The sequence below is a fragment of the Metabacillus hrfriensis genome (assembly GCF_030127205.1).
GTDB lineage: Bacteria > Bacillota > Bacilli > Bacillales > Bacillaceae > Bacillus_P > Bacillus_P dongyingensis.
This window is the reverse complement of the sequence record NZ_CP126116.1, coordinates 4639984-4662614: the sequence shown is the minus strand read 5'-3', so window position 1 is coordinate 4662614 and position 22631 is coordinate 4639984. Positions and strand designations below refer to the sequence as shown.

Genomic DNA, 22631 nt, shown 5'->3' with positions numbered 1-22631 from the left:
ATTTTAGAGGAGAATTATGATGGAATTATCAGATATCCGGAACGAACTTGAAAAAATGGCTAAGAAATTAGCGGCTTTTAGGGGGTCTCTTTGACCTCGACCACAAACAGGCTCGTATTGATGAGCTAGATGAAATGATGTCCCATCCGAATTTTTGGGACAGCCAAAGTGAAGCACAGGCCGTGATTAATGAAAGCAATGCTTTAAAAGAAGCGGTCAACCAATTCAATGAAATGAACGAAACACATGAGAATCTTGAAGTGACGCATGAGCTTTTAAAAGAAGAGCCAGACGCTGAGCTTCACGCTGAGCTTGAAAATGAAGTCGTTGAACTGACTGCGGCTATGAACGAATTTGAGCTTCAGCTTCTATTAAGCGAGCCTCATGATAAAAATAATGCGATTCTTGAGCTTCATCCAGGAGCTGGCGGCACGGAGTCCCAGGACTGGGGTTCCATGCTGCTCCGCATGTATACTCGCTGGGGCGAAAAGAAAGGCTTCAAGGTTGAAACCCTTGATTACCTTCCTGGAGACGAAGCCGGCATTAAGAGCGTCACGCTTCTATTCAAAGGACATAACGCATACGGTTACTTGAAAGCTGAAAAAGGTGTACATCGTCTTGTCCGTATTTCACCATTCGATGCCTCGGGCCGCCGTCATACATCGTTTGTATCATGTGAAGTTATGCCTGAATTCAATGATGAAATCGACATTGATATCCGCACAGAGGACCTGAAAATTGATACGTACCGTGCGAGCGGTGCCGGCGGTCAGCATATCAATACAACTGACTCCGCTGTCCGTATCACTCATATTCCAACCAATACGGTTGTAACATGCCAAACAGAGCGCTCACAGATCAAAAACCGTGAGAGAGCGATGAAAATGCTTCAAGCGAAGCTCTATCAGCTGAAGCTTGATGAACAGCAGGCAGAGCTTGACGAAATCCGCGGCGAGCAAAAAGAAATCGGCTGGGGATCTCAAATCCGTTCTTATGTATTCCACCCGTACTCTCTTGTAAAAGATCACCGCACAAGTACAGAGAGCGGAAACGTTCAAGGCGTCATGGACGGCGATTTAGATCCATTTATTGATGCATACTTGCGTTCTAAACTTTCATAAAAAGTTATTACGGCTGTCCTTTTGAGGGCAGCTGTTTTTTATTTTTAGGAGAAAAATGCACAAAAGACAGTAAAGCGTTTATAAGGGCAAGTATTTTATTAATTCCCGCAAGTAATAGAGTCATTTTGGACAATATTTTCTCTACTTTGGAAAGTAAGCACGATTTAAAGCAGTTTTATAACAAATATTTATCACAAATAAAAGTTTCAAAACCAAATATGGCTAAATCCATCATTATTAGCAAAAACTAACCTCAGCCCCTTTACCTCTTTAGCACGTTATTACACTGTTATTTACAGCTTGTTCAGACGGGTGCTATACTCTGAAAGGTTATGTCAAAAAACAAGTGTTTTCATAGATGGAGGATACAGCATGTTTCAGCGTAAACGCACTCGTACTTACAATCCGGCTTTAGAAAAGATCACTTCATATTTGTTTATTTTGCTTGGTTCTGGAATCGTTGCCATTGCCTTTAATTTGTTTCTCCTGCCTAACCGCATTGCATCTGGCGGAGTCAGCGGCATCAGTACTATTACAGATTTCTTATTTGGATTTGAACCTGCGTATGTTCAGTGGGCCTTCAACATTCCTTTATTTATCGCAGGAGTTCTGCTCCTTGGAAAGCAATTTGGTTTAAAAACGTTAATAGGAACCATTTTCCTTCCTTTTGTAGTCTTTTTAACAAAAGAAATGGAGCCTGCAACGACAGATCCTTTGCTTGGAGCCATTTTCGGCGGAATCGGCGTAGGTCTTGGTCTCGGTCTTGTTTTTCGCGGAAAAGCTTCAACAGGCGGGACAGATCTTGCGGCACAGATTATCCATAAGTTCACAGGACTCTCTCTTGGTACATGTGTAGCTTTAATAGATGGACTGATCGTGCTGACGGCAGCTTTTGTTTTTGATATAGAACGCGGTCTATATGCACTTGTAGGCCTTTATGTGACCAGCAAAACCATTGATATCGTTCAAGTTGGACTTGGACGTTCTAAGATGACGATGATCATTACCAATCAAGAAGAAGAAGTCAGAAAGGCAATTCTGAGTGAAATTGACAGGGGAGTGACCAAATTATCTGCCTTCGGAGGCTATACGGACAATGAGCGGCCGATTTTAATGTGTGTGGTTGATCAAACAGAATTCACCAAATTGAAACAACTCGTAAAAAGCATTGATACGTCTGCATTTGTCGTTGTAATGGATGCTTCTGATGTACTCGGCGAAGGTTTCAAGCGGGCGTAGATAGGATATAATAGAAATGTATTTTATATCCTTATTTGAGGAGGATTTTGGCAATGAAAACAAAACTATTCGCACTATTATTTGGAACATCACTTGCGCTCGCTGCATGCGGAGGCGGAGATAATGCAGGAGAAGAGCCCAAAGAAGATTCAGGAACTAAGGATACGGCAAAAGCTGAAGAAATCGTACAGCAAAACTGCATCAGCTGTCATGGACAAAATCTTGAAGGCGGCGGGGCTGCACCTAGCCTGGAAAAAGTAGGCGGTAAATATGATGAAGATAAAATTGAAAGCATCATTAACAAAGGTCAGGGCGGAATGCCAGCAGGTCTTATTAATGAAACAGACGCAGCTGTAGTAGCAGAATGGCTTGCGCAGAAGAAGTAGCTTCTATAAAAGCCAGCCTGAAAGACAAGGCTGGTTTTCCTATTTTCATCCCCGCTCATTTAACCTAATTCTATCCAATCCGCAAGTAAAACCTTTCGACACTCAGAAAAATTTACCATTATTTAATTCCTAATAAAAGATTGTCTTTTTAGTCAGAAAGTTCTAATATTTAGATTAAAGCGTTTCCAAAATCTCCAACAATGGAACCATAAATAATTGTAAATCGATAAAATTCTACAATTTACGACGTTGAAATGAAACTGTAATATTTTTAAGTCTATTTTTGCCGAACTTTGATGTTATAATATTTTTTGTGGGTAATCTTATTAATATATGAAAATATTGGATACATATTCCGAGACACTCTCTTAAATACAATACGAACCAGCGGACACCACGTAATCTACAAAATAAACAGCTTTGGGTGATAAAAATATGATCGAAATGACAGACGTTTTTAAAACGTATTCAAATGGCGTTCTTGCCATTAATGGAATAAATGTAAAAATAGATCAGGGCGAATTTGTTTATGTTGTCGGTCCGAGCGGTGCTGGTAAATCAACATTTATTAAAATGATGTACCGTGAAGAAAGACCAACAGACGGCAAAATCGTGATCAATGGAATAAATCTTGCTAAATTGCGGGAAAAGAAAGTTCCATATTTAAGAAGAAGCATCGGCGTTGTTTTCCAGGACTTTAAACTTTTGCCTAAGTTAACTGTTTTTGAAAACATTGCATTTGCTCTTGAAGTTATTGGAGAGAATCCTAGAATTATCAAAAAGAGAGTGCTGGACGTTTTAGACCTTGTTCAGCTCAAGCATAAGGCTAGATTTTTCCCTAATGAGTTATCAGGAGGAGAACAGCAGCGCGTTTCGATTGCGCGGTCAATTATTAACAATCCTGGGGTTGTCATCGCTGATGAGCCGACAGGAAATCTTGACCCCGATACATCTTGGGAGATTATGAGCATCTTTGAGGAAATCAACAATCGAGGAACGACTGTTGTGATGGCTACACACAACCGTGAGATAGTAAACACCATGAAAAAACGAGTCATCGCGATCGAAGATGGAAAGATTGTGCGTGACGAGGCTAGAGGGGAGTATGGGATTTATGATTAGAACCCTTGGGCGTCACTTCAAAGAAACGTTAAAAAGCTTAAGCCGTAATGCCTGGATGACATTTGCGTCAGTCAGTGCCGTAACTGTCACTTTAATCCTTGTCGGAACGTTCCTGGTTATTATGATGAACTTAAACAACTTTGCTTCTAAGGTTGAAGAGGACGTTGAAATACGGGTGCTGGTAGATGTGACAAGCACTCCGGAGGAACAAAAGCAGCTGAGGACCAAGATTGATAACCTCAGCGGAATTAAAACAGCAAAACTGTCACCAAAGGAAAAAGAACTTGATAACCTGATCAGCAGCATGGGAGAACAAGGGAAATCTTATCAGCTTTTTGAACAGAACAATCCTTTGAATGATGTTATTGTGATCAAAACGGAAGATCCGCGTGAAACCCCTCAAATTGCGAAGAGGATTGAGGGATTTACTGGAGCTTATAAAGTTCTGTATGGTAAAGAAGAAGTAGAAAAACTATTCAATTTTGTTGAAATCTCAAGAAATATCGGCATCGGATTAATCATCGGATTAGTCTTTACAGCCATGTTCCTTATCTCAAATACAATTAAAATTACGATTTTTGCCAGAAGGCATGAAATAGAGATTATGAAACTAGTAGGTGCAACAAATTGGTTTATCCGCTGGCCGTTTTTCCTTGAAGGTTTAATGCTTGGAATTATGGGATCAATTATTCCGATTGTGCTCGTAATGGCTACGTACAACTATTTATATACATGGGTTGAACCGAAAGTTGCAGGTTCATTTGTTCAATTACTTCCGTTTAGTCCATTCGTCTTCCAAGTATCAGCTATTCTGATCTTAATAGGCGGATTAATCGGAGTGTGGGGAAGTTTAATGTCTGTCCGAAAGTTCTTAAGAGTATAAACTGGCAATCTGATAGATTGCTGGTTTCCTCGTTCAGAGGATGATAGATAAAGGGAGGAACTAGAGAGTGAGAAAGAAAATCTTATCACTTGGGTTGGCTGTTATAATAGGGACAAGCTCTGTTATTATTCCAATTACCCAAGAAAAGGCTTATGCAAACGCTGATCTTGAAAAGAAAAAAGCAGATATTCAAAATGAGCGTTCAGGCGTAGATTCAAACATCCAAGAAAAGCAAGGCGAGTTATCAAAGCTTGAAGAAAAAGAGAAAAGCTTAAATAACGAGATTGAAAAACTTGATAAGCAAACAGCGGATACAAATGAGAAAATCCGTGAGCGTCAAGCTGAAATCGATGAAACGAAACAAAAGATTGAAGAATTAAAGGTTCAGATTGCAGAAGTGAAAGAGCGTATTAAAAAGCGTAATCTACTTCTAGAGGACCGTGTACGTTCTCTACAGGAGAGCGGCGGTGTAGTAAGCTATTTAGATGTGCTACTAGGTGCTCAGGATTTCGGTGACCTTGTTACACGCGTAAGTGCTGTAACAACGATTGTCGAAGCAGATAAAGAAATTATCAAAGCCCACGAGGAAGACAAAAAACTTCTAGAGCAAAGTGAAGCAGAACTAAGTAGCCAGCTTCAGAAGCTTGAAACAGCTTTAACTGAGTTAGAAGCATTAAAACTGCAGTTAAAACAGCAAGCAGCAGAAAAAGGCAAATTAATTGAGCAAGTTAAAGCACAGCATCAGGAAACAGAAGCAGCGATCTATGAATTAGAAGATGAATCAGCATTCTTAAAAGAGCAGGAAGCAGCTATTCAAAAAGAAATGGAACGTCAAAAACAAGCAGAAGAACAGCGCAAACGCGAAGCTGCAGAAGCAGCTGCCCGTGCTAAGCAGGAAGCTGATGCACAAGCGGCAGCAGCAAAAGCAGCGGCTAGTAAGCCAGCAGCAGCTTCATCAAACAGTTCTTCAAATGAATCATCAGCACCTGCTCCTGAACCGGAACCGGCACCTGCACCGGCAGTAACTGGCGGCAAGTTCATGTGGCCTGCACAAGGTACATTTACATCAGGATATGGCCATCGCTGGGGTAAATTGCACGCTGGTATTGATATTGCAAACGCAGCAAGCAATGTACCAGTTGTGGCAGCAGCAGCAGGAACTGTTATACGTTCATACTACTCAAGCAGCTATGGAAACTGCGTTTTCATTTCACATAACATCGACGGTAAAGTTTACACAACTGTTTATGCACATTTAGAAGCGCGCCATGTAAGCAGCGGACAATCTGTCAGCAAAGGTCAGCAGCTTGGCTTCATGGGTAACACTGGCCGTTCAACAGGCAAGCATCTTCATTTCGAAATTCACGATGGTGCTTGGAAAAACCCAGTTAACCCAATGCAGTTCTTACAATAATAGCCAAAACCCTAAAACTTCATGTTTTAGGGTTTTTTTACGTTCTGTATTTTTTAGATAAATCATCTTGTCCTACATGATTTATCCTTTTTTCACATATACTAGAGATACGAGTTTATTTGTAAAGTTCAGGTCCTACATAACGAAGTTAACCTTTAGAAGGAGGAACAAGATGAAGCAAAAAGTCACAGCTCTTATGATGACTCTCTCAATGGCACTGGGTGCGGGCGGCATGTACGCCGGCATGCAGTTTATGGAACATGATCAGCAGGATACAAAAGCAGAAGAGCTTGCCGTTCCTGCTGTGACTGATGTATTAAAGCAAGATCGGGATCAAGAAGTAGAAGGACTCGAAAAAGTGAAACAGGCTTATGAGTTAATCTCGAGCAAATATGTTGAGGAAGTTGACGAGGAGGAGCTGCTTGAAGGAGCAATTCAAGGCATGCTGACCACTCTCGATGATCCTTATTCTGTCTATATGGATAAAGAAACAGCCAAACAATTTTCCGATAGTCTTGATTCTTCTTTTGAAGGCATCGGTGCAGAAGTGGGAATGGATGGCGGCAAAATCATTATCGTCTCTCCATTTAAAAATTCACCTGCAGAAAAAGCAGGTCTGCAGCCGAATGATCAGGTCATTACCATTGATGGTGAATCTGTCGCCGGGGGCGACCTCAACGATACCGTTCTTAAAATCCGCGGAAAAAAAGGAACAAAGGTTAAAATTGAAGTGCTGCGGAACGGTTCAAAAGAAAAACTGAGCTTTGAAGTGACACGGGACGAAATTCCGATTGAAACGGTATTCAGTTCTGTTAAAACAAAAGGGAAATCGAAATACGGCTATATTGAAATCACCTCTTTCTCGGAAGATACAGCTAACGATTTCACAGAGGAATTAACAAAGCTTGAGCAAAAAAACATTAAAGGACTGGTCCTCGATGTTCGCGGAAATCCTGGCGGGTATTTGCAAAGTGTAGAAGAAATTCTGAAACAATTTGTGACCAAGGATCAGCCATATATTCAAATTGAAGAGCGCAACGGCGATAAGAAACGCTATTTCTCCAATTTGACTGAGAAAAAAGACTATCCTGTTACAGTCCTGATTGATAAAGGAAGTGCATCTGCTTCTGAAATTCTGGCAGGAGCTTTAAAGGAAGCCGGCCAGTATGAGATTATTGGAGAGACCTCTTTTGGAAAAGGCACTGTTCAGCAGGCAGTTCCTATGGGCGACGGAAGCAACATCAAGCTGACTCTTTATAAATGGCTGACACCTGAAGGCAATTGGATCCATAAAAAAGGTGTTGAACCAACAATCAAAGTTTCACAGCCTAAGCACCTTGTTACTGCACCGATTCAGCTGGAAAAACCGCTCGCTGTTGATATGAATGATGAGCAAATCAAAATAGCGCAGATTCTTTTAAAAGGATTAGGCTATGACCCAGGACGAGAAGATGGATATTTCGGGAAGAAAATGGCTGTAGCCGTCAAGGATTTCCAAAAGAAAAACAAGCTTTCCGCTACTGGAAATATTGATGTTCAAACGGCAGAGGCCATTAATCAAAAGGTTTCTGAGCAGCGTTTAAATGGAAAACATGATCTTCAGCTTGAGAAAGCAATTGAAACTTTATCCAGATAAATAGTAGAGCCGGCTTGCAAACTAGGGAGCTGGCTCTATTTTTATGGAATTTTCTAACAAAATAACTACATTTAGGATGATTTTTAGATTTTTTGTGAGAATAACGACGAAAATCAGAAAGAATTTCCGTATTTTTATAATTAGTACAGACTTTTCGCGCACAAAAAAATGAAACTTTAGCTAGTTGATTAATCGGGATATTAGTTTTACGATGGAAGTACTGTTCTACAACACACTCTAAAAACAGAAAGATGGGGAGATCAATTGAAAAAAAGGGCAAGTGTGATGAGAGAACAAACTTATCGACAGTTGACAGAAGAATTTAAAGAAAGACTACAAACTGCAAATTCCTCACATGCGAAGGTCAGCAAATGGGTTCAGCTGTTCTGCATGTACTTGGCAAACTACACAGACGTTAAGAGACTGCAGGAAATCGATAAAGTTTGCATTCAAGAATACTTTCACTATTTAACGGAGAACTACAAGCGTCTTTCGTTAAACCTCACGGATATAAAACGGTCTATGCAGCTGATTGAAGAAGTGCTGGATATTAAAGTAGACGACTCACTCCTTGATTTTTCACTTTCGAATTTGCATCTTTGGAGCAAATTAAAGTAAACTCGGTCAGAATATGATATTCATCCTATTCTATATCTGATAAAATAGCATTAATCGTTTACTTACTAAGTGACGAAAGCAATCAAGGTGGTGTATGAAGTTTGCTTGAAAACTGGTTGCTGGAAATTCTATTGGCAATGGGAAGGTTTTTTATTCATCCTCTCGTTTATTTTTTCCTTATTTATTCCCTTGTGCTTGGGTTTATTCGCATAAAGCGGGAGCGTAAATCCTTCCATACAAGAATTCAAGATATCTATGAAGAAGTACGGTTTACATATTCAAAAGGACTGCTCACAGGTCTTCTATTGTCTGCAGTGACATTTGCTCTTGGCACGATGATTCCGCTTGGTTCAATCATCCTGCTTGCAGCCGTGACAGTTATTCTGTCTCTGACTTTTCAGCTGCGCTTTCTTTCGCCTGCTTACACAATGGGATTAACCATCTTTTCGGTATTTCTTTTGATGCAGGCAGATGCTGTCTCTTCTTTACCAGATCTAAATGAGACAAGCTTTTCAATTCTCGCAATATTAATGGGACTGCTTATGGTTGCGGAGGGTGTCCTTGCTTATCGGACAGCTCATTTAAAGACTTCGCCATTTCTATTAAAAAGCAGCAGGGGTCTTCCAATCGGGAATCATGTTGCAAATCGAACATGGCTGCTGCCGCTGTTTTTACTCATTCCAGGAGGATCCTTAACGGAAAGCCTGTCGTGGTGGCCGGTACTGACTATCGGAGATGAGCCATTTCTTTTTGTGTTCATTCCTTATATCATTGGGTTTCATCAAAGAGTTCAGGGTTCATTGCCTAAAGAAAGTATTATGGTCACGTCTAAGCGCATCATCTGGCTTGGAATGATTATTTTTGCCGTGGCGGTCGCAAGTGTCTGGTTTATGCCGCTTGCATTTGCAGCAGCACTGCTTGCCATCATCGGGAGAGAATTTTTGACTGTCCGCCAGCGGATGAATGATAATTCGGCAGCCTTCTATTTCTCAAAGCGGGATCACGGCCTGATGGTGCTTGGCATTTTGCCGCATTCACCTGCCGTTAAGTTTGAGCTCGAAGTTGGCGAAATCATTATGAAAACAAATGGAGCCTCGGTTAAGACGGTCGATGAGTTTTACCAGGCCCTGCAAATTAACGGTGCTTTCTGTAAAATGGAAGTCATCGGCTTAAATGGAGAGATCCGCTACGTCCAGGGAGCCGTTTACAAAGGCGAACACCACGAGCTTGGCATTCTGTTTGTACAGGATGAGAAGAAGTGGGAGACAGAGGCGGTATAAGCTGTCAGATAATCACTCAGACTATTGTTTGAGTGGTTTTTTTGTATGGTTGTAAACTTATGTGCCTTGAAGGCGTAACAGCTCTAATTGGATACTCAAGAAGTATCAATGATTCCTTAAAAAAGTGAAAATGAGCAGAATGGATACTCAAAGGGCATCTATGATTCCTTAAAAAGGTGAAAATGAGCAGAATGGATACTCAAAGGGTATCAATGATTCCTTAAAAAGGTGAAAATGAGCAGAATGGATACTCAAAGGGTATCAATGATTCTTTAAAAAGGTGAAAATGAGCAAAATGGGTTCTCAAAGGGTATCAATGATTCCTTAAAAAGATGAAAATGAGCAGAATGGATACTCAAAGGGTATCAATGATTCCTTAAAAAGATGAAAATGAGCAGAATGGATACTCAAAGGGTATCAATGATTCCTTAAAAAGATGAAAATGAGCAAATTGAGTATTCGAGGGCAGGTAAGATTCCCAGAAAAGGCCCAAAGCCAATAGTAAGAGAATCAACTGAAATAAAATTTCCAAACTCTTAATTAAAAAGCTAAAAAAAACTAATTGACTCTAACGTAACGTCATACCTTAAAGTAAATAGTGAAGGGAGGCTGACAGCTTATGAAAGTAAAAGAAGTCGCGGATTTAGTTGGAATTAGTGTGCGCACACTGCATCATTATGATGAAATCGGATTGTTAACGCCAGATGGGGTAACTGATTCTGGATACCGGCTTTATTCCAATGAAAATCTCGAAACGCTGCAGCAGATCTTATTTTTTAAAGAGCTTGGTTTCCCTTTAAAGAAAATAAAAGAAGTCATCAGCAGTCCTTCATTTGACCGGGAAGAAGCGCTCAGGCTGCACAGGAAAATGCTGCTGGAGAAGCGGAACCGGCTTGATCAGATGATTGCAACAGTTGAGAAAACTATAAAACATGCGAAAGGAGAAATTGAGATGTCACAGAAAGAAAAATTTGAAGGTTTTGATTTCAGTCAAAATCCTTATGAACAGGAAGCGCGCGAACGCTGGGGCGACGAGGCGGTTGATAAAGCTAACGCTAAAGCAGCGGGCATGACCAAAGAAATGCAGGATAATTTTAATAATCTTTATAGAAAGCTTGCAGATCTTCGTCACGACTCACCTTCATCTGAAGAGTCACAGGCTGCAATCGGAGAATGGTATGTGCTTCTGAACGAGTTTGGCGATTATTCGCTTGATGCTTTTAAAGGACTCGGACAAATGTATGTAGATGATGAACGGTTTACAAAAAACATTGATAAGTTCGGTGAAGGGTTAGCTGCATATATGAGAGATGCAATGGCTGTTTACGCGGATAACCATAAGAAGTAAAAACAGAGCTCAGCCGTTTTTTGGCTGAGCTTTCGTTTTATATGCAAATCTTAAATAAAATAAAGTCCGCGCATACTTTCTTCCTTGGTACATCAGAATATAATTGATACGTTTCGTTAAACTTCATTCTTTTATGAAGCTCCTCTTGCTGCCATTTTCTTAGTTCCTCTAAAACATAAAAGTTGTCTGTACCCATCGTTTCCGCCTCCTTTTGTTCCTTTTATTATATGGGAAATATTCCTAGATAAAATTCGCCATTGGATTGAAGTTTTCTCAGACTTTAGATGGGGATTGCAATTTCAGATTGTTATAAGATAATGAAGATGCACTTTTTATAAAAAGGAGGAGATACTATGAATTTTCCAAAGGATGAGGATGGAAAAGTACTGAGTATGCTGTACAAAGAAGGTCTTAATTTTAAGAAGCCTCATATGATTGATTTTTATGTGGCGGTTCCGGATCAGGAGAACGGGGAAGCGATTTTAAAGGCACTTTCTGATAAAGGCTACAAATTCATGATGGAGTATGACGATGATGTGGAAGAATGGACATGCTTTGGCTCCGTTAAGATGCATTTAAAGCATAATGAGATTGTGGCCATGCAAAAGAAGCTTGATGCGATTACCAAGCCGCTTGGCGGCTATGCAGATGGATGGAGCGTCATGACTGAATAGAAAAAAGCCAGCCGAAGGGCTGACTTTTTTAAGTTATGGCAAAGTACTCGTATCCAGCTCCAGCGCCTAACTCCTCGGTTGAACGGATCCGCCAAAAAAGTCAAATCCGGACTTTTCCGGCGGGTCCTTATCTGCCTGTCGGAGCTGACCAAGGCGCTTCCGCTTTTCTTATAGAAACGAAACAATAATTAGCATAGTGAAAATGATCGTTAAATGATTCAGTGAGAAGATAAACATCATCGTTGCCCATTTGTAATCATCCATCTTTTTAAAACTGATGATTCCGGCAAGCATCCAGGCAAGTGTCAGGGCGAACATGGAGAAAGCGACGACTTTGCTGAAGGATAAGAACAGGAATGATGATGCAAGAAGCAATATTAAATAAACGATTGTTTGAATTTTAGCACGCGGTGTTCCTTTTACAACCGGAAGCATCGGGACGCTTGCATTCTTGTAATCTTCTAAACGTCTGATGGCAATCGCATAGAAATGAGGAGGCTGCCATAAAAACATTAAAACGAATAGTCCAAGTGCTGCAGGGTGGAACATGTCAGGCGAAATCGCTGCCCAGCCAATTAGAGGGGCAATGGCGCCGGATAAGCTTCCTACCTCTGTGTTATAAATTGTTTTTCTTTTTGTCCACATTGTGTAAGGGACAAGGTATAAGAATAATCCAAGAGCTCCAATAAAAGCCGTTAAAGGTGAAATCAGGAACAAAAACACAATTCCGCTTATTGAAAGCGCGGTGCCAAGCCATAATGCAAACTTGGGATGGATGGATCCTGTAACTGTTGGTCTCTCCATCGTGCGTTTCATAAGAGAATCGATATCGCGGTCGTAATAGTTATTAATCGCACCGGCACCGCCAACAACAGCTGCCGTACCCAGAAGAGCAAGAATGACGACCAGAATATTATCCACAAAACTGATATTATATACAGACAACGCTACTGAAAGGCCTGCAAACATACCTAGAAGGTTTGATTTCACAATGCCGTCTTTGACGATAGCCTTAAAATTACTCCAAGAAAAGATGCTTTTTATAGAAAGAGAATCCTCTACGATTACCTCTGTACTTTTCATCACAATTCTCCTTTTCTTTTTAAATCCAAACCCTTACTAACATACTTGATTATCTAACATATTAACAGTTATTTGTACTGGAAAGTAATAGTCGGGAGCATTTGACAAAAAGATGTCGAATCTTTGTGAACATTTTCTATACGTTTTCTTATTCTTCAGATAATTACCCGTTTGAGTATTAGGAAGCTGTCCACTATAATGACAGTATCATCCATTGCGAAGGAGTGATTGTTTATGAAGCATCAAGCAACACCTTATTTAATGTTTAATGGAAATGCGAAAGAAGCACTGGAGTACTATAAAGGAGTTTTTGGCTGTGAGATTGAAGTAATTCAGACGTATGGCGAAGCCGACTATCCTACTCCTCCTGAGGCAGAACAAAAAATCATGCACGCCCGTCTGAAAAAAGATGATCTGCTTCTAATGATTTCAGATGCTTTTCCAGGCAATACAGTTGAAATCGGCAACAATCTATCATTGGTGTTGGAGTTCGAATCCGAGGATGAAATCAGAACCGTTTACAGTGCTCTAATTGAAAAAGGCACGATTTTGATGGAGCTTCAGGATACATTCTGGGGAGCCACTTATGCTAAAGTGAAGGATGCATTTGGAGTAATCTGGGATCTGAATCTTGAGAAAGTTAAATAAGAATAATCAAAAAGGACCTGCCTGGTAATGCTTTTACATAGTTATCAAGTATTTATGTCTAGCTTGACCGTCCAGCTCCTGGGCCAGTACGGATCTGGTGAATAGCCAAACCCTGACTTTCCGTCGGATCCTTATCTGTCCGCATGCGCTAAACCGGCGATTCCGCTTTTCTTATGAAAACACTTGCATAAACTAGCTTCTTCCTCTACCATTATTAATGGACAGATTGTAAAAGGAGTGTGCAGCTATGAACAATAAATATTATTTGGACAACTCACTCGGATATAAACTGTTCCATGCTTCAAGGCTCATATGCAGCCGGTTAAATCAAAACTTAAGAGACTATTCTGTTACGTATGAACAGTGGCAAATCCTGTGCAGACTTTATGAAAAGGATGGCCAAACGCAAAATCAGCTGGCTCTGCTTAATGAAAGAGATCAGCCAAGTGTTTCACGGCTTATTGATAATATGATCAAGCGCGGGCTGGTGAAACGAGTTCCGCACGAAAGTGACGGGCGCATCAACCTTATTTTTTTGACTGAAGCAATGATAGATCTTCAATCTGAGCTCGAGGGGTTAGCAGGTCAAACCATTGCGGATGCTTCAGCAGAGATTAGTGAACACGACATGGAAATCTGTCTGACGGTGCTTGATAAAATAAGAAATAACTTAAAATAAATGTTTTTTGCATAAATACTTGTTTAAACAAGTAAATTTATATTGACAAATGATAATGAAAATCATTATCATTTAAAGTGGATAATAAAAAAGCGAAAGCTTCTTTTTTTTAGGGTTATATGAGAATGATTATCTTTACCAGAGCGAATGAGGTGATTACCCAACATAGAGCTTCAAAAATAAAGGGATGTAAGGAAACATTATGAAAAAGAGATATTTGTTTTTAGCGCTAATAATTTTATCAATTTCCTCCATTTTCATCGGGGTCAAGGGCATTACCCCTCTAGATCTTCTGAATCTGCAGGATGATCAGGTGCAAATCCTCCTGATAAGCAGACTGCCGCGGCTCATCAGCATTTTGATTGCCGGTGTTAGTATGAGCATCTGCGGCTTAATCATGCAGCAGTTAACGAGGAACAAATTTGTCTCTCCGACCACAGCAGGTACTATGGACTCGGCTAGATTGGGCATTTTAGTTTCGCTGATGATATTCACTTCGGCAAGTCCGCTTGAAAAGATGGGTGTTGCCTTCGTTTTTGCACTAGCCGGTACGTTCATTTTTATGAAGATCTTAGAGAGAATCAGATTTAAAGATACGATCTTCATTCCGCTTGTAGGTTTAATGTTCGGCAACATCATTGGTTCCATTACAACCTTTTTCGCCTACAAAAATGATTTGATTCAAAACATGTCATCTTGGCTTCAGGGCGATTTTTCAATGATTGTAAAAGGGCAGTATGAGCTGATCTACATAAGCATTCCTCTTGTTATTGTTGCGTATTTCTTTGCGAATCGATTTACGGTAGCGGGAATGGGAGAAGAGTTTTCAGCCAATCTGGGACTGAATTATAAGCAGGTTGTCAATATAGGTCTTGTGATTGTAGCTCTTGTGACAACGGTCGTTATTTTGACCGCGGGCGTCATTCCGTTCCTCGGATTAATCATTCCGAACATCGTCAGCATTTATTTAGGGGACAATCTGAAGAAAAGCCTGCCGCATACAGCTTTGCTTGGTGCAGTATTTATCCTGTTCTGTGATATTTTAGGGCGCATCATCATTTATCCGTATGAAATATCGATTGGTTTGACTGTCGGTGTGATCGGAAGCATCATTTTCATTTATTTACTGTTTAGGAGAAAGGCATATGAATAATAAAACGAAGCTTATCATCCTTGGAGTCATCGCCGTATTATTCGCTGCAATTTTCCTATTCTATGATGTTGGACGGAACCCGGACTATGTTCTTCCAAAACGGGGAGTCAAGATTTTGGCCATTGTTTTGACAGGAAGCTGCATCGCGTTTTCTACGATGATTTTTCAAACGATTACAAATAACCGAATTTTAACTCCGAGCATCATTGGATTAGATTCACTCTATCTTTTTATTCAGACGTTCATCATCTTTGTTTTTGGTTCTCAATCACTGACGATGGCTAATAAGAATGTAAACTTTCTTTTATCTGTCGGGTTAATGGTGCTATTTGCCCTCCTGCTCTTTCAGCTTCTTTTTAAAAGAGAAGGGAGAAACATTTATTTTCTCCTGTTAGTCGGGATTGTGTTTGGAACGTTATTTGGAAGCATGTCCTCGTTTTTACAGGTGCTGATAGATCCGAATGAGTTCCAGATCGTGCAGGACAGGATGTTTGCAAGCTTTAACAATGTGAACACAGATCTTCTCCTTGCTGCGATTCTTATAACAGCTGCGATTGCGGTTTATTTTATGAAATTCAGTCATTTCCTCGATGTGCTCTCGCTCGGAAGGGAGCACGCTGTAAATCTCGGCATCGACTATGATGGAGTGGTCAGAAGGCTGCTGATTATTATTGCCATTTTAGTCTCTATCGCAACGGCTCTCGTTGGCCCGATTACATTCCTTGGCCTGCTTGTTGCAAATGTGGCACATGAGTTTTTAAAAACACATCAGCATAAGTACTTGATTGCAGGGTCGATTTTAATCAGCATTATTGCTTTGCTCGGCGGTCAATTTATCGTTGAGAAAGTCTTCACCTTTTCAACAACATTAAGCGTGATCATCAATTTCATAGGCGGCGTGTACTTTATTTATCTGCTGCTCAGGGAGAATAAATCATGGTAGAAGTCAGCAAGGTTTCAAAACGGTATGGAAATAAGAATGTAGTGGAAGATGTATCAATCCGGGTCGAAAAAGGGAAAATCACCTCTTTTATCGGACCGAACGGAGCGGGAAAAAGCACGCTGCTGTCGATGGTCAGCCGTTTGATTAAAAAGGATACGGGACAGGTATTTATTGACGGCACTGACATTGGAGAATGGAAAAGCAATGATCTTGCGAAAAAAATCTCAATCCTCAAGCAGTCCAATCATTTGAATATCCGTTTAACGATCAGAGACCTGGTCAGCTTTGGACGGTTTCCGTATTCTCAAGGGAATCTCTCAAAGGAAGATATGAAGCACGTTGATGAGGCCATTCAGTATATGGAGCTTCAGGACATGCAGGATAAATACTTGGATCAGCTGAGCGGAGGCCAGCAGCAGCGCGCATTTATTGCCATGGTCATCGCCCAGAATACAGAGTATGTCCTTCTTGATGAGCCACTGAACAACCTCGACATGAAGCATTCCGTGCAGATTATGAAAGTGCTGAGAAGGCTTGTGGATGAGCTTGGAAAAACAGTCGTGATAGTGATTCATGATATCAACTTTGCTTCCTGCTATTCGGATTTTATTGTCGCATTAAAAGACGGGAAAATTGTGAAGGAAGGTCCTGTTGAAGAAATCATTACATCCCCTGTTTTAAAAGAAATTTATGAGATGGATATTGATATTCAAACGATAAACGGCAATCGCATTTGTGTTTATTTTTAAAAAAATAATAGAGGTGAAGAGAATGAAGAAGAATTTATTAGTAGTCCTTTTAACGGTAGTACTGGCTGTTTTTGCAGCAGCGTGCGGAACAAAAGAGGCAGAAAAAACTTCTGCCAGCGGTGAGAAAGAGAAAGAAGAAATAACAGTGAAGCATCAATTAGGGGAAACAAAAGTACCTGAAAATCCAAAAAAAGTCGTTGTTTTTGACTTCGGAACATTGGATTCATTAGATAAATTAGGCATTGAAGCAGCGGGAGTGCCTCAGGAAAACATTCCTTCTTATCTTTCAAAATATGAAGATGCAAAATACGAAAATGTCGGAGGCTTAAAAGAGCCGGACTTTGAGAAAATCAATGAAATGGAACCAGATCTCATCATCATTTCAGGCAGACAGCAGGATTCCTATGAAGAGATGAGCAAGATTGCCCCGACCATTTTCATGGGCGTGGATACAACGAAGTACATGGAATCATTTAAAGAAAATGTAACAACATTAGGCGAGATCTTCGGCAAGGAAGAAGAAGCAGAAAAAGAGTTTGCTAAAGTAGAAGAGTCTATCAAAGAGCTTAAAGAGAAAGCATCAGCAGGCGGTGAAAAAGCATTAATCGTCCTTGCAAATGACGGCAAGGTAAGTGCTTACGGAGCAGGATCACGCTTCGGCATTATCCATGACGAATTCGGCTTCGCAGCAGCTGACGAAAAAATCGAGGTCTCTACACATGGACAAAGCATTTCATTTGAATATATTACAGAAAAAGACCCTGACTACCTATTTGTTATTGATAGAGGAGCAGTTGCCGGCGGAGAATCCTCTGCGAAGCAGGTAGTGGAAAATGATTTGGTTAAAAATACGAAAGCCTATAAAAATGGAAAGATTATTTATTTAGATCCTGACTATTGGTACCTATCAGGCGGTGGTCTTGAATCTGTTGCCGGGATGACGGAGGAAGTATCGGGTTCAATTGAATAGGGATTAATTGGTGAGACCGCAGAAATGTATTCATTCTGCGGTCTTGTTTTTTATGTAAGAGAAGGAAACCACCATAAGGAATGGTTTGATTGTGAAATGTTGTTCCTTATGTATTTTGTACATTAGGAGTGTAACGGTGCAGACACTCAATAGTTTGTTATATAATCTTCCATTTTCACCTCTCTATAAGGATGGATGAAAATTAATACTTATATTAATATTATTTGTCATATAAAGTAACATGATTATTTCAACATCTATTTATATATGATAAGTTATTGAAAAATATAAATGATAGGAGCTGTATAACCATTATCAAAAATATCGGTGCTGAAGGACAAGTATGGTTTTAATTATCTGAATAATATTTAAATTAAGATTATTCAATCTTTATTGTGAGGAATGGAGGAATGAGCGTGTTAAAAGCATGGCATGATCAAGCAGAGGAAATGTTTAGTCAAATGGTGGAATGGAGGCGGCATCTTCACCGCAATCCTGAGCTTTCCTTCCAAGAAGTTGAAACACCGAATATGATAGCGGGTATTCTCAAAGACTATGGAATTGAAGTTCGCACTGGCGTAGGCGGAAGGGGAGTAGTCGGGAAAATTTATGGCGGGAAACCTGGAAAAACGATTGCACTAAGAGCTGATTTTGATGCTCTGCCCATTCAGGATGAAAAAGAAGTCGAATATAAATCGACTGTTCCTGGTGTGATGCATGCCTGCGGACACGACGGTCATACAGCAACACTATTGGCTGTCGCAAAAATATTAAGTGAAAATAAGCATCTTCTTGCAGGGAATGTAGTACTTATTCATCAGCACGCAGAAGAACTTTACCCTGGCGGTGCCATTGCAATGATAGAGGATGGCTGTTTAGAAGATGTCGATGTTGTATACGGAACGCATTTATCGTCAAGAGGACCGCTTGGGACATTTGCCTATCGCAGAGGCTATTCAATGGCCTCGGCGGATTCGTTTGAAATAAAAATCATTGGAAAAGGCGGTCATGGCTCATCCCCTCATGAAACAGTTGATTCAATTGCGATTGGCGCCCAAGTAGTAAATCAGCTTCAGCATGTTGTCAGCAGAGGAGTAGATCCCCAAAAATCGGCTGTCTTATCAGTAGGTTCCTTCCACGCTGGAAATGCAAACAATGTTATTGCTGATTCAGCGGTCATTACTGGAACCGTTCGAACGTTCGACGAGGAAGTAAGGACATATGTTGAAGAGGAATTAAAGAATATTGTAAAGGGAGTTTGTCTTGCCTTCCATGCTGACTGTGAAGTCTCTTATCAAAACGGCTATCCTTCAGTATACAACCATAATGAGGAAGTTGAAGTATTTAAAGAGGTTATCTCTTCTTCATTAGATAAAGGGATGCTGATGGAAACTCCGCCAATTATGGGTGGTGAGGATTTTGCCTATTATTTGTTAAATAAACCAGGAATGTTCTACCATACGGGCGCCAGAAACGAAGAAACAGGAGCAGCTTATCCCCATCATCATCCTAAATTTGATTTTGATGAACGTGCAATGGTGTATGCCGCAAAATCATTGCTGGGACTCGTCTATCATTATGCTGCTGTAATTCCGGAAGAGAAGGCGATTGAAATTGTTTAATATCAGCACGACTTTATAGGGGGTGTAAAAGGTGTCAGATCCTTTTTTTAAGGTTGATAAATTAAAGACGGCTTTTTCAACAGATAAAGGGGAAGTCGTTTCTGTAGAGGAGGTTTCCTTTGAACTTGAGAAGGGGGAAACCCTCGGAATTGTAGGAGAATCAGGCTGCGGGAAAAGTGTCACCTCTTTATCCATCATGCGTTTGCTGGGGAAGCACGGATACCTTAAAGAAGGTTCAATCATGTTAAACAAAACGGATTTATCCAAATTATCGGAAGCGGAAATGAGGAAGTACCGCGGGAATGAAATTTCCATGATCTTTCAGGAGCCGATGTCGTCACTCAATCCGGTTTTCACGATTGGAAATCAGCTCGTTGAATCGATCAGGCTTCATACGAACATGAATGCAAAAGCAGCCAAAAAGTATGGTGTCCAAATGCTTGAGAAAGTAAAAATCCCAAGAGCAGAAGAAATAATGGATCAATACCCTCACGCACTATCTGGAGGCATGAGACAAAGAGTCATGATTGCGATGGCATTGTCATGCAATCCAAGTTTATTAATAGCGGATGAACCGACGACAGCCTTGGATGTCACGATTCAAGCGCAAATACTTCAGCTGATGAAGGACTTACGTGAAGAATTTAAAACAGCGATTATATTGATTACCCATGATCTGGGAGTTATAGCGGAAATGGCCGATAAGGTGCTTGTCATGTATGCAGGGCAAGTTGTGGAGGAAGCGGATGTGTTTACCTTATTCGATGACCCAAAGCATCCCTATACGAAAGGGCTGATGCAGTCTATTCCGCATTTGGAGTCGGACAAGCATGAGCGGCTTAATTCCATTCCCGGTGCTGTCCCAACGCTGCAGAATATGCCGAAGGGCTGCCGCTATTATGCCAGATGTCCATATGCACGTGATAAATGTTTATCCGAAAACCCAGCTCTGGATTCTTTAGATGAAAACAATCCTCATAAAGTTAGGTGCTGGTTATATGAAGGGCAAAGGAGCAGCGAAGCAGCTTCTGACATGGAGGTACAAGTATGAGTATTCCAATTGCTGAAAAAGAAAGATTCATTCCCGAACCGAACATGGACAAGCCGCTAATTGAAATCAAACAGCTGGAAAAATATTATCCAATCAAGAAAGGGATTATTTCCAGAACTGTTGGCCATGTCAAAGCGGTCGATGGCTTGAATTTTGAAATATACCCTGGAGAAACACTTGCACTAGTAGGGGAATCGGGTTGCGGAAAGTCTACAACAGGCAGATCAATTGTAAAATTGGATGAGCCGACTGGCGGTCAAATCATTTTCAACGGAAGGGATTTATCATCCTTAAATGGCGCCGATTTGCGAAAAGCCCGCCTCGATCTGCAGATTATTTTTCAAGACCCGTATTCTTCACTGAATCCCAGAAAGAGGATTGGAGATCTTCTTGCTGAGGCGCTGCTTGCTCATAAGCTTGCTAGCAAGGAGGAGGCAGTCAAAAAAGTTGATGATATGCTCGAAATTGTCGGTCTCACAAAATCTCATAAAAACCGCTACCCCCATGAATTTTCAGGTGGTCAGAGACAAAGAATCGGCATAGCCCGTGCATTAATTCTTGAACCAAAGCTGATCGTTTGCGATGAGCCAGTGTCGGCACTTGATGTATCGATCCAAGCTCAAATTTTGAATCTGTTAAAGGATTTGCAGAAAAAATTCCGCTTAACCTATTTGTTTATTGCTCATGGTTTAGGCGCTGTTAAATACATAAGCGATCGCATCGCGGTTATGTATCTTGGGAAAATTGTCGAAATTGGCAAAACGGAGGATATTTTTAAGAATCCGAAGCACCCGTATACACAAGCCTTATTAAATGCATATCCCATACCAAATCCGCATTTCAGGAATCGGGAAAGAATTGTATTGGCGGGTGATGTCCCGAGCCCGGCAAATCCGCCGAAAGGATGCAGCTTTCATACAAGATGCCCGATAGCGAAGGATATTTGCAGGCAGCAAACGCCAGAGCTATTAGGAGGCAGCCAATCAATCGCATGTCATTTTCCGCTGAACTAAGAACAGTCATAGATAAAGGAGGAGATCAGAGTGTTCCAGTATATAGTGCGCAGAATTCTTATTGCCATACCTGTCTTATTTGGTGTGACAGTATTCAATTTTTTCATTGTGAATCTGGCACCAGGCGATCCTGTAGAAATGTATATTAACCCTGATGCAACAGAACAGGATATTGCCATTAAGAAAGAGGCTCTTGGATTAAATGACCCTATCTATGTTCAATACTGGCACTGGCTCGTCAACATCTTGAAGGGTGACTTTGGAAATTCATTTACGACATATGAACCTGTAATCAATATGATATCTGAAAGGGTTTTTCCAACTCTTCTGCTTATGGGGACGGCTTTGATTATAGCTTACTTAATTGCGATTCCAATCGGCATTATTAGTGCGGTAAAACAGTATTCATGGACAGATTATCTCACTACAACTTTCTCATTTCTTGGTGTATCGATTCCGAGTTTTTTCCTTGGACTCGGTGCCATCTATATTTTCTCCTTGATATTGCAAGTGCTGCCAACAGGAGGGATGAACACTCTAGGCGGATCGAGCGGGTTTTTTGATACATTTCTTCACCTCATTTTGCCTGCCTTTGTACTTGGGACTGGGATTGCAGGAAGTATGGTCCGTTATGTGAGGTCAAGCATGCTTGAGGTGTTAGGGCAGGATTACCTTCGGACGGCCAGAGCTAAAGGATTGAAGGAATTTGTTGTTACAAATAAACATGCACTTAGAAATGCTCTTATCCCCATCATCACCATTATAGGTATGGATATTCCCTTACTAATTGGGGGCGCTGTCGTAACCGAACAGATTTTCCAATGGCCAGGACTCGGCCAATTAACCATTCAAGCCATTGGATCAAGGGACTACCCAACCTTAATGGCAATAAATTTACTGGCCGCAGTTAGTGTGCTGTTGTCCAACCTGCTCTCTGATGTTCTTTATTCTGTAGCAGACCCGAGAATCAAGTACACCTAACTTTCAGAAAGGAGTGCG

The 22631-nt window shown here is 40.7% G+C and carries 23 protein-coding genes; 21 read left to right on the top strand and 2 right to left on the bottom strand.

Going from position 1 to position 22631, the window contains the following annotated elements; translation table 11 throughout:
- Window positions 1–19: 19 nt before the first annotated feature.
- The 10 genes from prfB to QLQ22_RS23085 all read left to right on the top strand — a co-directional run bounded on the left by prfB (window position 20) and on the right by QLQ22_RS23085 (window position 11047).
- A protein-coding gene (gene prfB / locus QLQ22_RS23130) for a peptide chain release factor 2 (protein ID WP_223438407.1) occupies window positions 20–1121 on the top strand; the annotation gives its coding sequence in 2 pieces (ribosomal slippage) (window positions 20–91 and window positions 93–1121; 1101 coding nt in all).
- A gap of 372 nt (window positions 1122–1493) precedes the next feature.
- The gene (locus tag QLQ22_RS23125; RefSeq protein WP_252207559.1) at window positions 1494–2360 is read left to right on the top strand and encodes a YitT family protein; all 867 of its coding nucleotides are present in this window, start codon (window positions 1494–1496) and stop codon (window positions 2358–2360) included.
- 53 nt (window positions 2361–2413) lie between these two features.
- Window positions 2414–2746, top strand: a complete 333-nt coding sequence (cccB, locus tag QLQ22_RS23120) for a cytochrome c551 (protein ID WP_223438403.1) — start codon at window positions 2414–2416, stop codon at window positions 2744–2746.
- Between the two features lie 435 nt (window positions 2747–3181).
- Window positions 3182–3868 carry a cell division ATP-binding protein FtsE gene (gene ftsE, locus QLQ22_RS23115; protein WP_223438401.1) on the top strand — a complete coding sequence of 229 codons (687 nt, stop codon included), beginning with the start codon at window positions 3182–3184 and terminating at the stop codon, window positions 3866–3868.
- Window positions 3861–4751 (top strand): permease-like cell division protein FtsX, encoded by an 891-nt coding sequence (ftsX, locus tag QLQ22_RS23110; protein ID WP_223438400.1) that lies wholly within the window; start codon window positions 3861–3863, stop codon window positions 4749–4751. The genes ftsE and ftsX overlap by 8 nt, the downstream gene beginning before the upstream one ends.
- Window positions 4752–4818: 67 nt before the next feature.
- On the top strand, window positions 4819–6165 hold the full coding sequence (locus QLQ22_RS23105; RefSeq protein WP_223438399.1) for a murein hydrolase activator EnvC family protein: 1347 nt from the start codon (window positions 4819–4821) through the stop codon (window positions 6163–6165).
- Between the two features lie 172 nt (window positions 6166–6337).
- On the top strand, window positions 6338–7801 hold the full coding sequence (locus QLQ22_RS23100; RefSeq protein WP_223438398.1) for a S41 family peptidase: 1464 nt from the start codon (window positions 6338–6340) through the stop codon (window positions 7799–7801).
- Window positions 7802–8083: 282 nt separating this feature from the next.
- Window positions 8084–8419 (top strand): swarming motility protein SwrAA, encoded by a 336-nt coding sequence (locus QLQ22_RS23095; protein WP_275976770.1) that lies wholly within the window; start codon window positions 8084–8086, stop codon window positions 8417–8419.
- 101 nt (window positions 8420–8520) lie between these two features.
- Window positions 8521–9699 (top strand): PDZ domain-containing protein, encoded by a 1179-nt coding sequence (locus QLQ22_RS23090; RefSeq protein WP_284015644.1) that lies wholly within the window; start codon window positions 8521–8523, stop codon window positions 9697–9699.
- A gap of 619 nt (window positions 9700–10318) precedes the next feature.
- A complete protein-coding gene (locus tag QLQ22_RS23085; protein ID WP_284015643.1) occupies window positions 10319–11047 on the top strand; it encodes a MerR family transcriptional regulator in 729 nt (242 codons plus the stop codon).
- Window positions 11048–11084: 37 nt separating this feature from the next.
- On the opposite strand, the gene QLQ22_RS23080 is transcribed toward QLQ22_RS23085, so the two are convergent.
- A complete protein-coding gene (locus QLQ22_RS23080) occupies window positions 11085–11243 on the bottom strand; it encodes a hypothetical protein (RefSeq protein ID WP_223438391.1) in 159 nt (52 codons plus the stop codon).
- 157 nt (window positions 11244–11400) lie between these two features.
- Here QLQ22_RS23080 and QLQ22_RS23075 point away from each other — a divergent pair, with 157 nt between their 5' ends.
- Window positions 11401–11721 carry a ribonuclease E inhibitor RraB gene (locus tag QLQ22_RS23075; RefSeq protein ID WP_223438389.1) on the top strand — a complete coding sequence of 107 codons (321 nt, stop codon included), beginning with the start codon at window positions 11401–11403 and terminating at the stop codon, window positions 11719–11721.
- A gap of 168 nt (window positions 11722–11889) precedes the next feature.
- Here QLQ22_RS23075 and cyoE read toward each other — a convergent pair whose 3' ends face one another.
- On the bottom strand, window positions 11890–12804 hold the full coding sequence (gene cyoE, locus QLQ22_RS23070) for a heme o synthase (protein WP_223438387.1): 915 nt from the start codon (window positions 12802–12804) through the stop codon (window positions 11890–11892).
- 234 nt (window positions 12805–13038) lie between these two features.
- Between cyoE and QLQ22_RS23065 the strand changes: the two genes are divergently transcribed.
- The 10 genes from QLQ22_RS23065 (at window position 13039) to QLQ22_RS23020 (ending at window position 22613) form a co-directional block, all read left to right on the top strand.
- Window positions 13039–13452 (top strand): VOC family protein, encoded by a 414-nt coding sequence (locus QLQ22_RS23065; protein ID WP_223438385.1) that lies wholly within the window; start codon window positions 13039–13041, stop codon window positions 13450–13452.
- 247 nt (window positions 13453–13699) lie between these two features.
- Window positions 13700–14131 (top strand): MarR family winged helix-turn-helix transcriptional regulator, encoded by a 432-nt coding sequence (locus QLQ22_RS23060; protein ID WP_223438384.1) that lies wholly within the window; start codon window positions 13700–13702, stop codon window positions 14129–14131.
- A 202-nt stretch (window positions 14132–14333) separates the two neighbouring features.
- Complete coding sequence (locus QLQ22_RS23055) at window positions 14334–15284, top strand: ABC transporter permease (RefSeq protein WP_252207547.1); 951 nt, start codon at window positions 14334–14336, stop codon at window positions 15282–15284.
- Window positions 15277–16227: an iron chelate uptake ABC transporter family permease subunit gene (locus QLQ22_RS23050; RefSeq protein WP_223438377.1), complete on the top strand. Its 951-nt coding sequence runs from the start codon at window positions 15277–15279 to the stop codon at window positions 16225–16227. The genes QLQ22_RS23055 and QLQ22_RS23050 overlap by 8 nt, the downstream gene beginning before the upstream one ends.
- On the top strand, window positions 16221–16976 hold the full coding sequence (locus QLQ22_RS23045) for an iron ABC transporter ATP-binding protein (RefSeq protein ID WP_284015642.1): 756 nt from the start codon (window positions 16221–16223) through the stop codon (window positions 16974–16976). Before QLQ22_RS23050 ends, QLQ22_RS23045 begins: the two co-directional genes overlap by 7 nt.
- Window positions 16977–16998: 22 nt before the next feature.
- Complete coding sequence (locus tag QLQ22_RS23040) at window positions 16999–17946, top strand: siderophore ABC transporter substrate-binding protein (RefSeq protein ID WP_284015641.1); 948 nt, start codon at window positions 16999–17001, stop codon at window positions 17944–17946.
- Window positions 17947–18362: 416 nt separating this feature from the next.
- Window positions 18363–19568 (top strand): amidohydrolase, encoded by a 1206-nt coding sequence (locus tag QLQ22_RS23035; protein WP_275976725.1) that lies wholly within the window; start codon window positions 18363–18365, stop codon window positions 19566–19568.
- A 31-nt stretch (window positions 19569–19599) separates the two neighbouring features.
- On the top strand, window positions 19600–20619 hold the full coding sequence (locus QLQ22_RS23030; protein ID WP_284015640.1) for an ABC transporter ATP-binding protein: 1020 nt from the start codon (window positions 19600–19602) through the stop codon (window positions 20617–20619).
- A complete protein-coding gene (locus tag QLQ22_RS23025; protein ID WP_275976724.1) occupies window positions 20616–21632 on the top strand; it encodes an ABC transporter ATP-binding protein in 1017 nt (338 codons plus the stop codon). The genes QLQ22_RS23030 and QLQ22_RS23025 overlap by 4 nt, the downstream gene beginning before the upstream one ends.
- 30 nt (window positions 21633–21662) lie before the next feature.
- A complete protein-coding gene (locus QLQ22_RS23020) occupies window positions 21663–22613 on the top strand; it encodes an ABC transporter permease (RefSeq protein ID WP_223438372.1) in 951 nt (316 codons plus the stop codon).
- Window positions 22614–22631 lie beyond the last annotated feature (18 nt).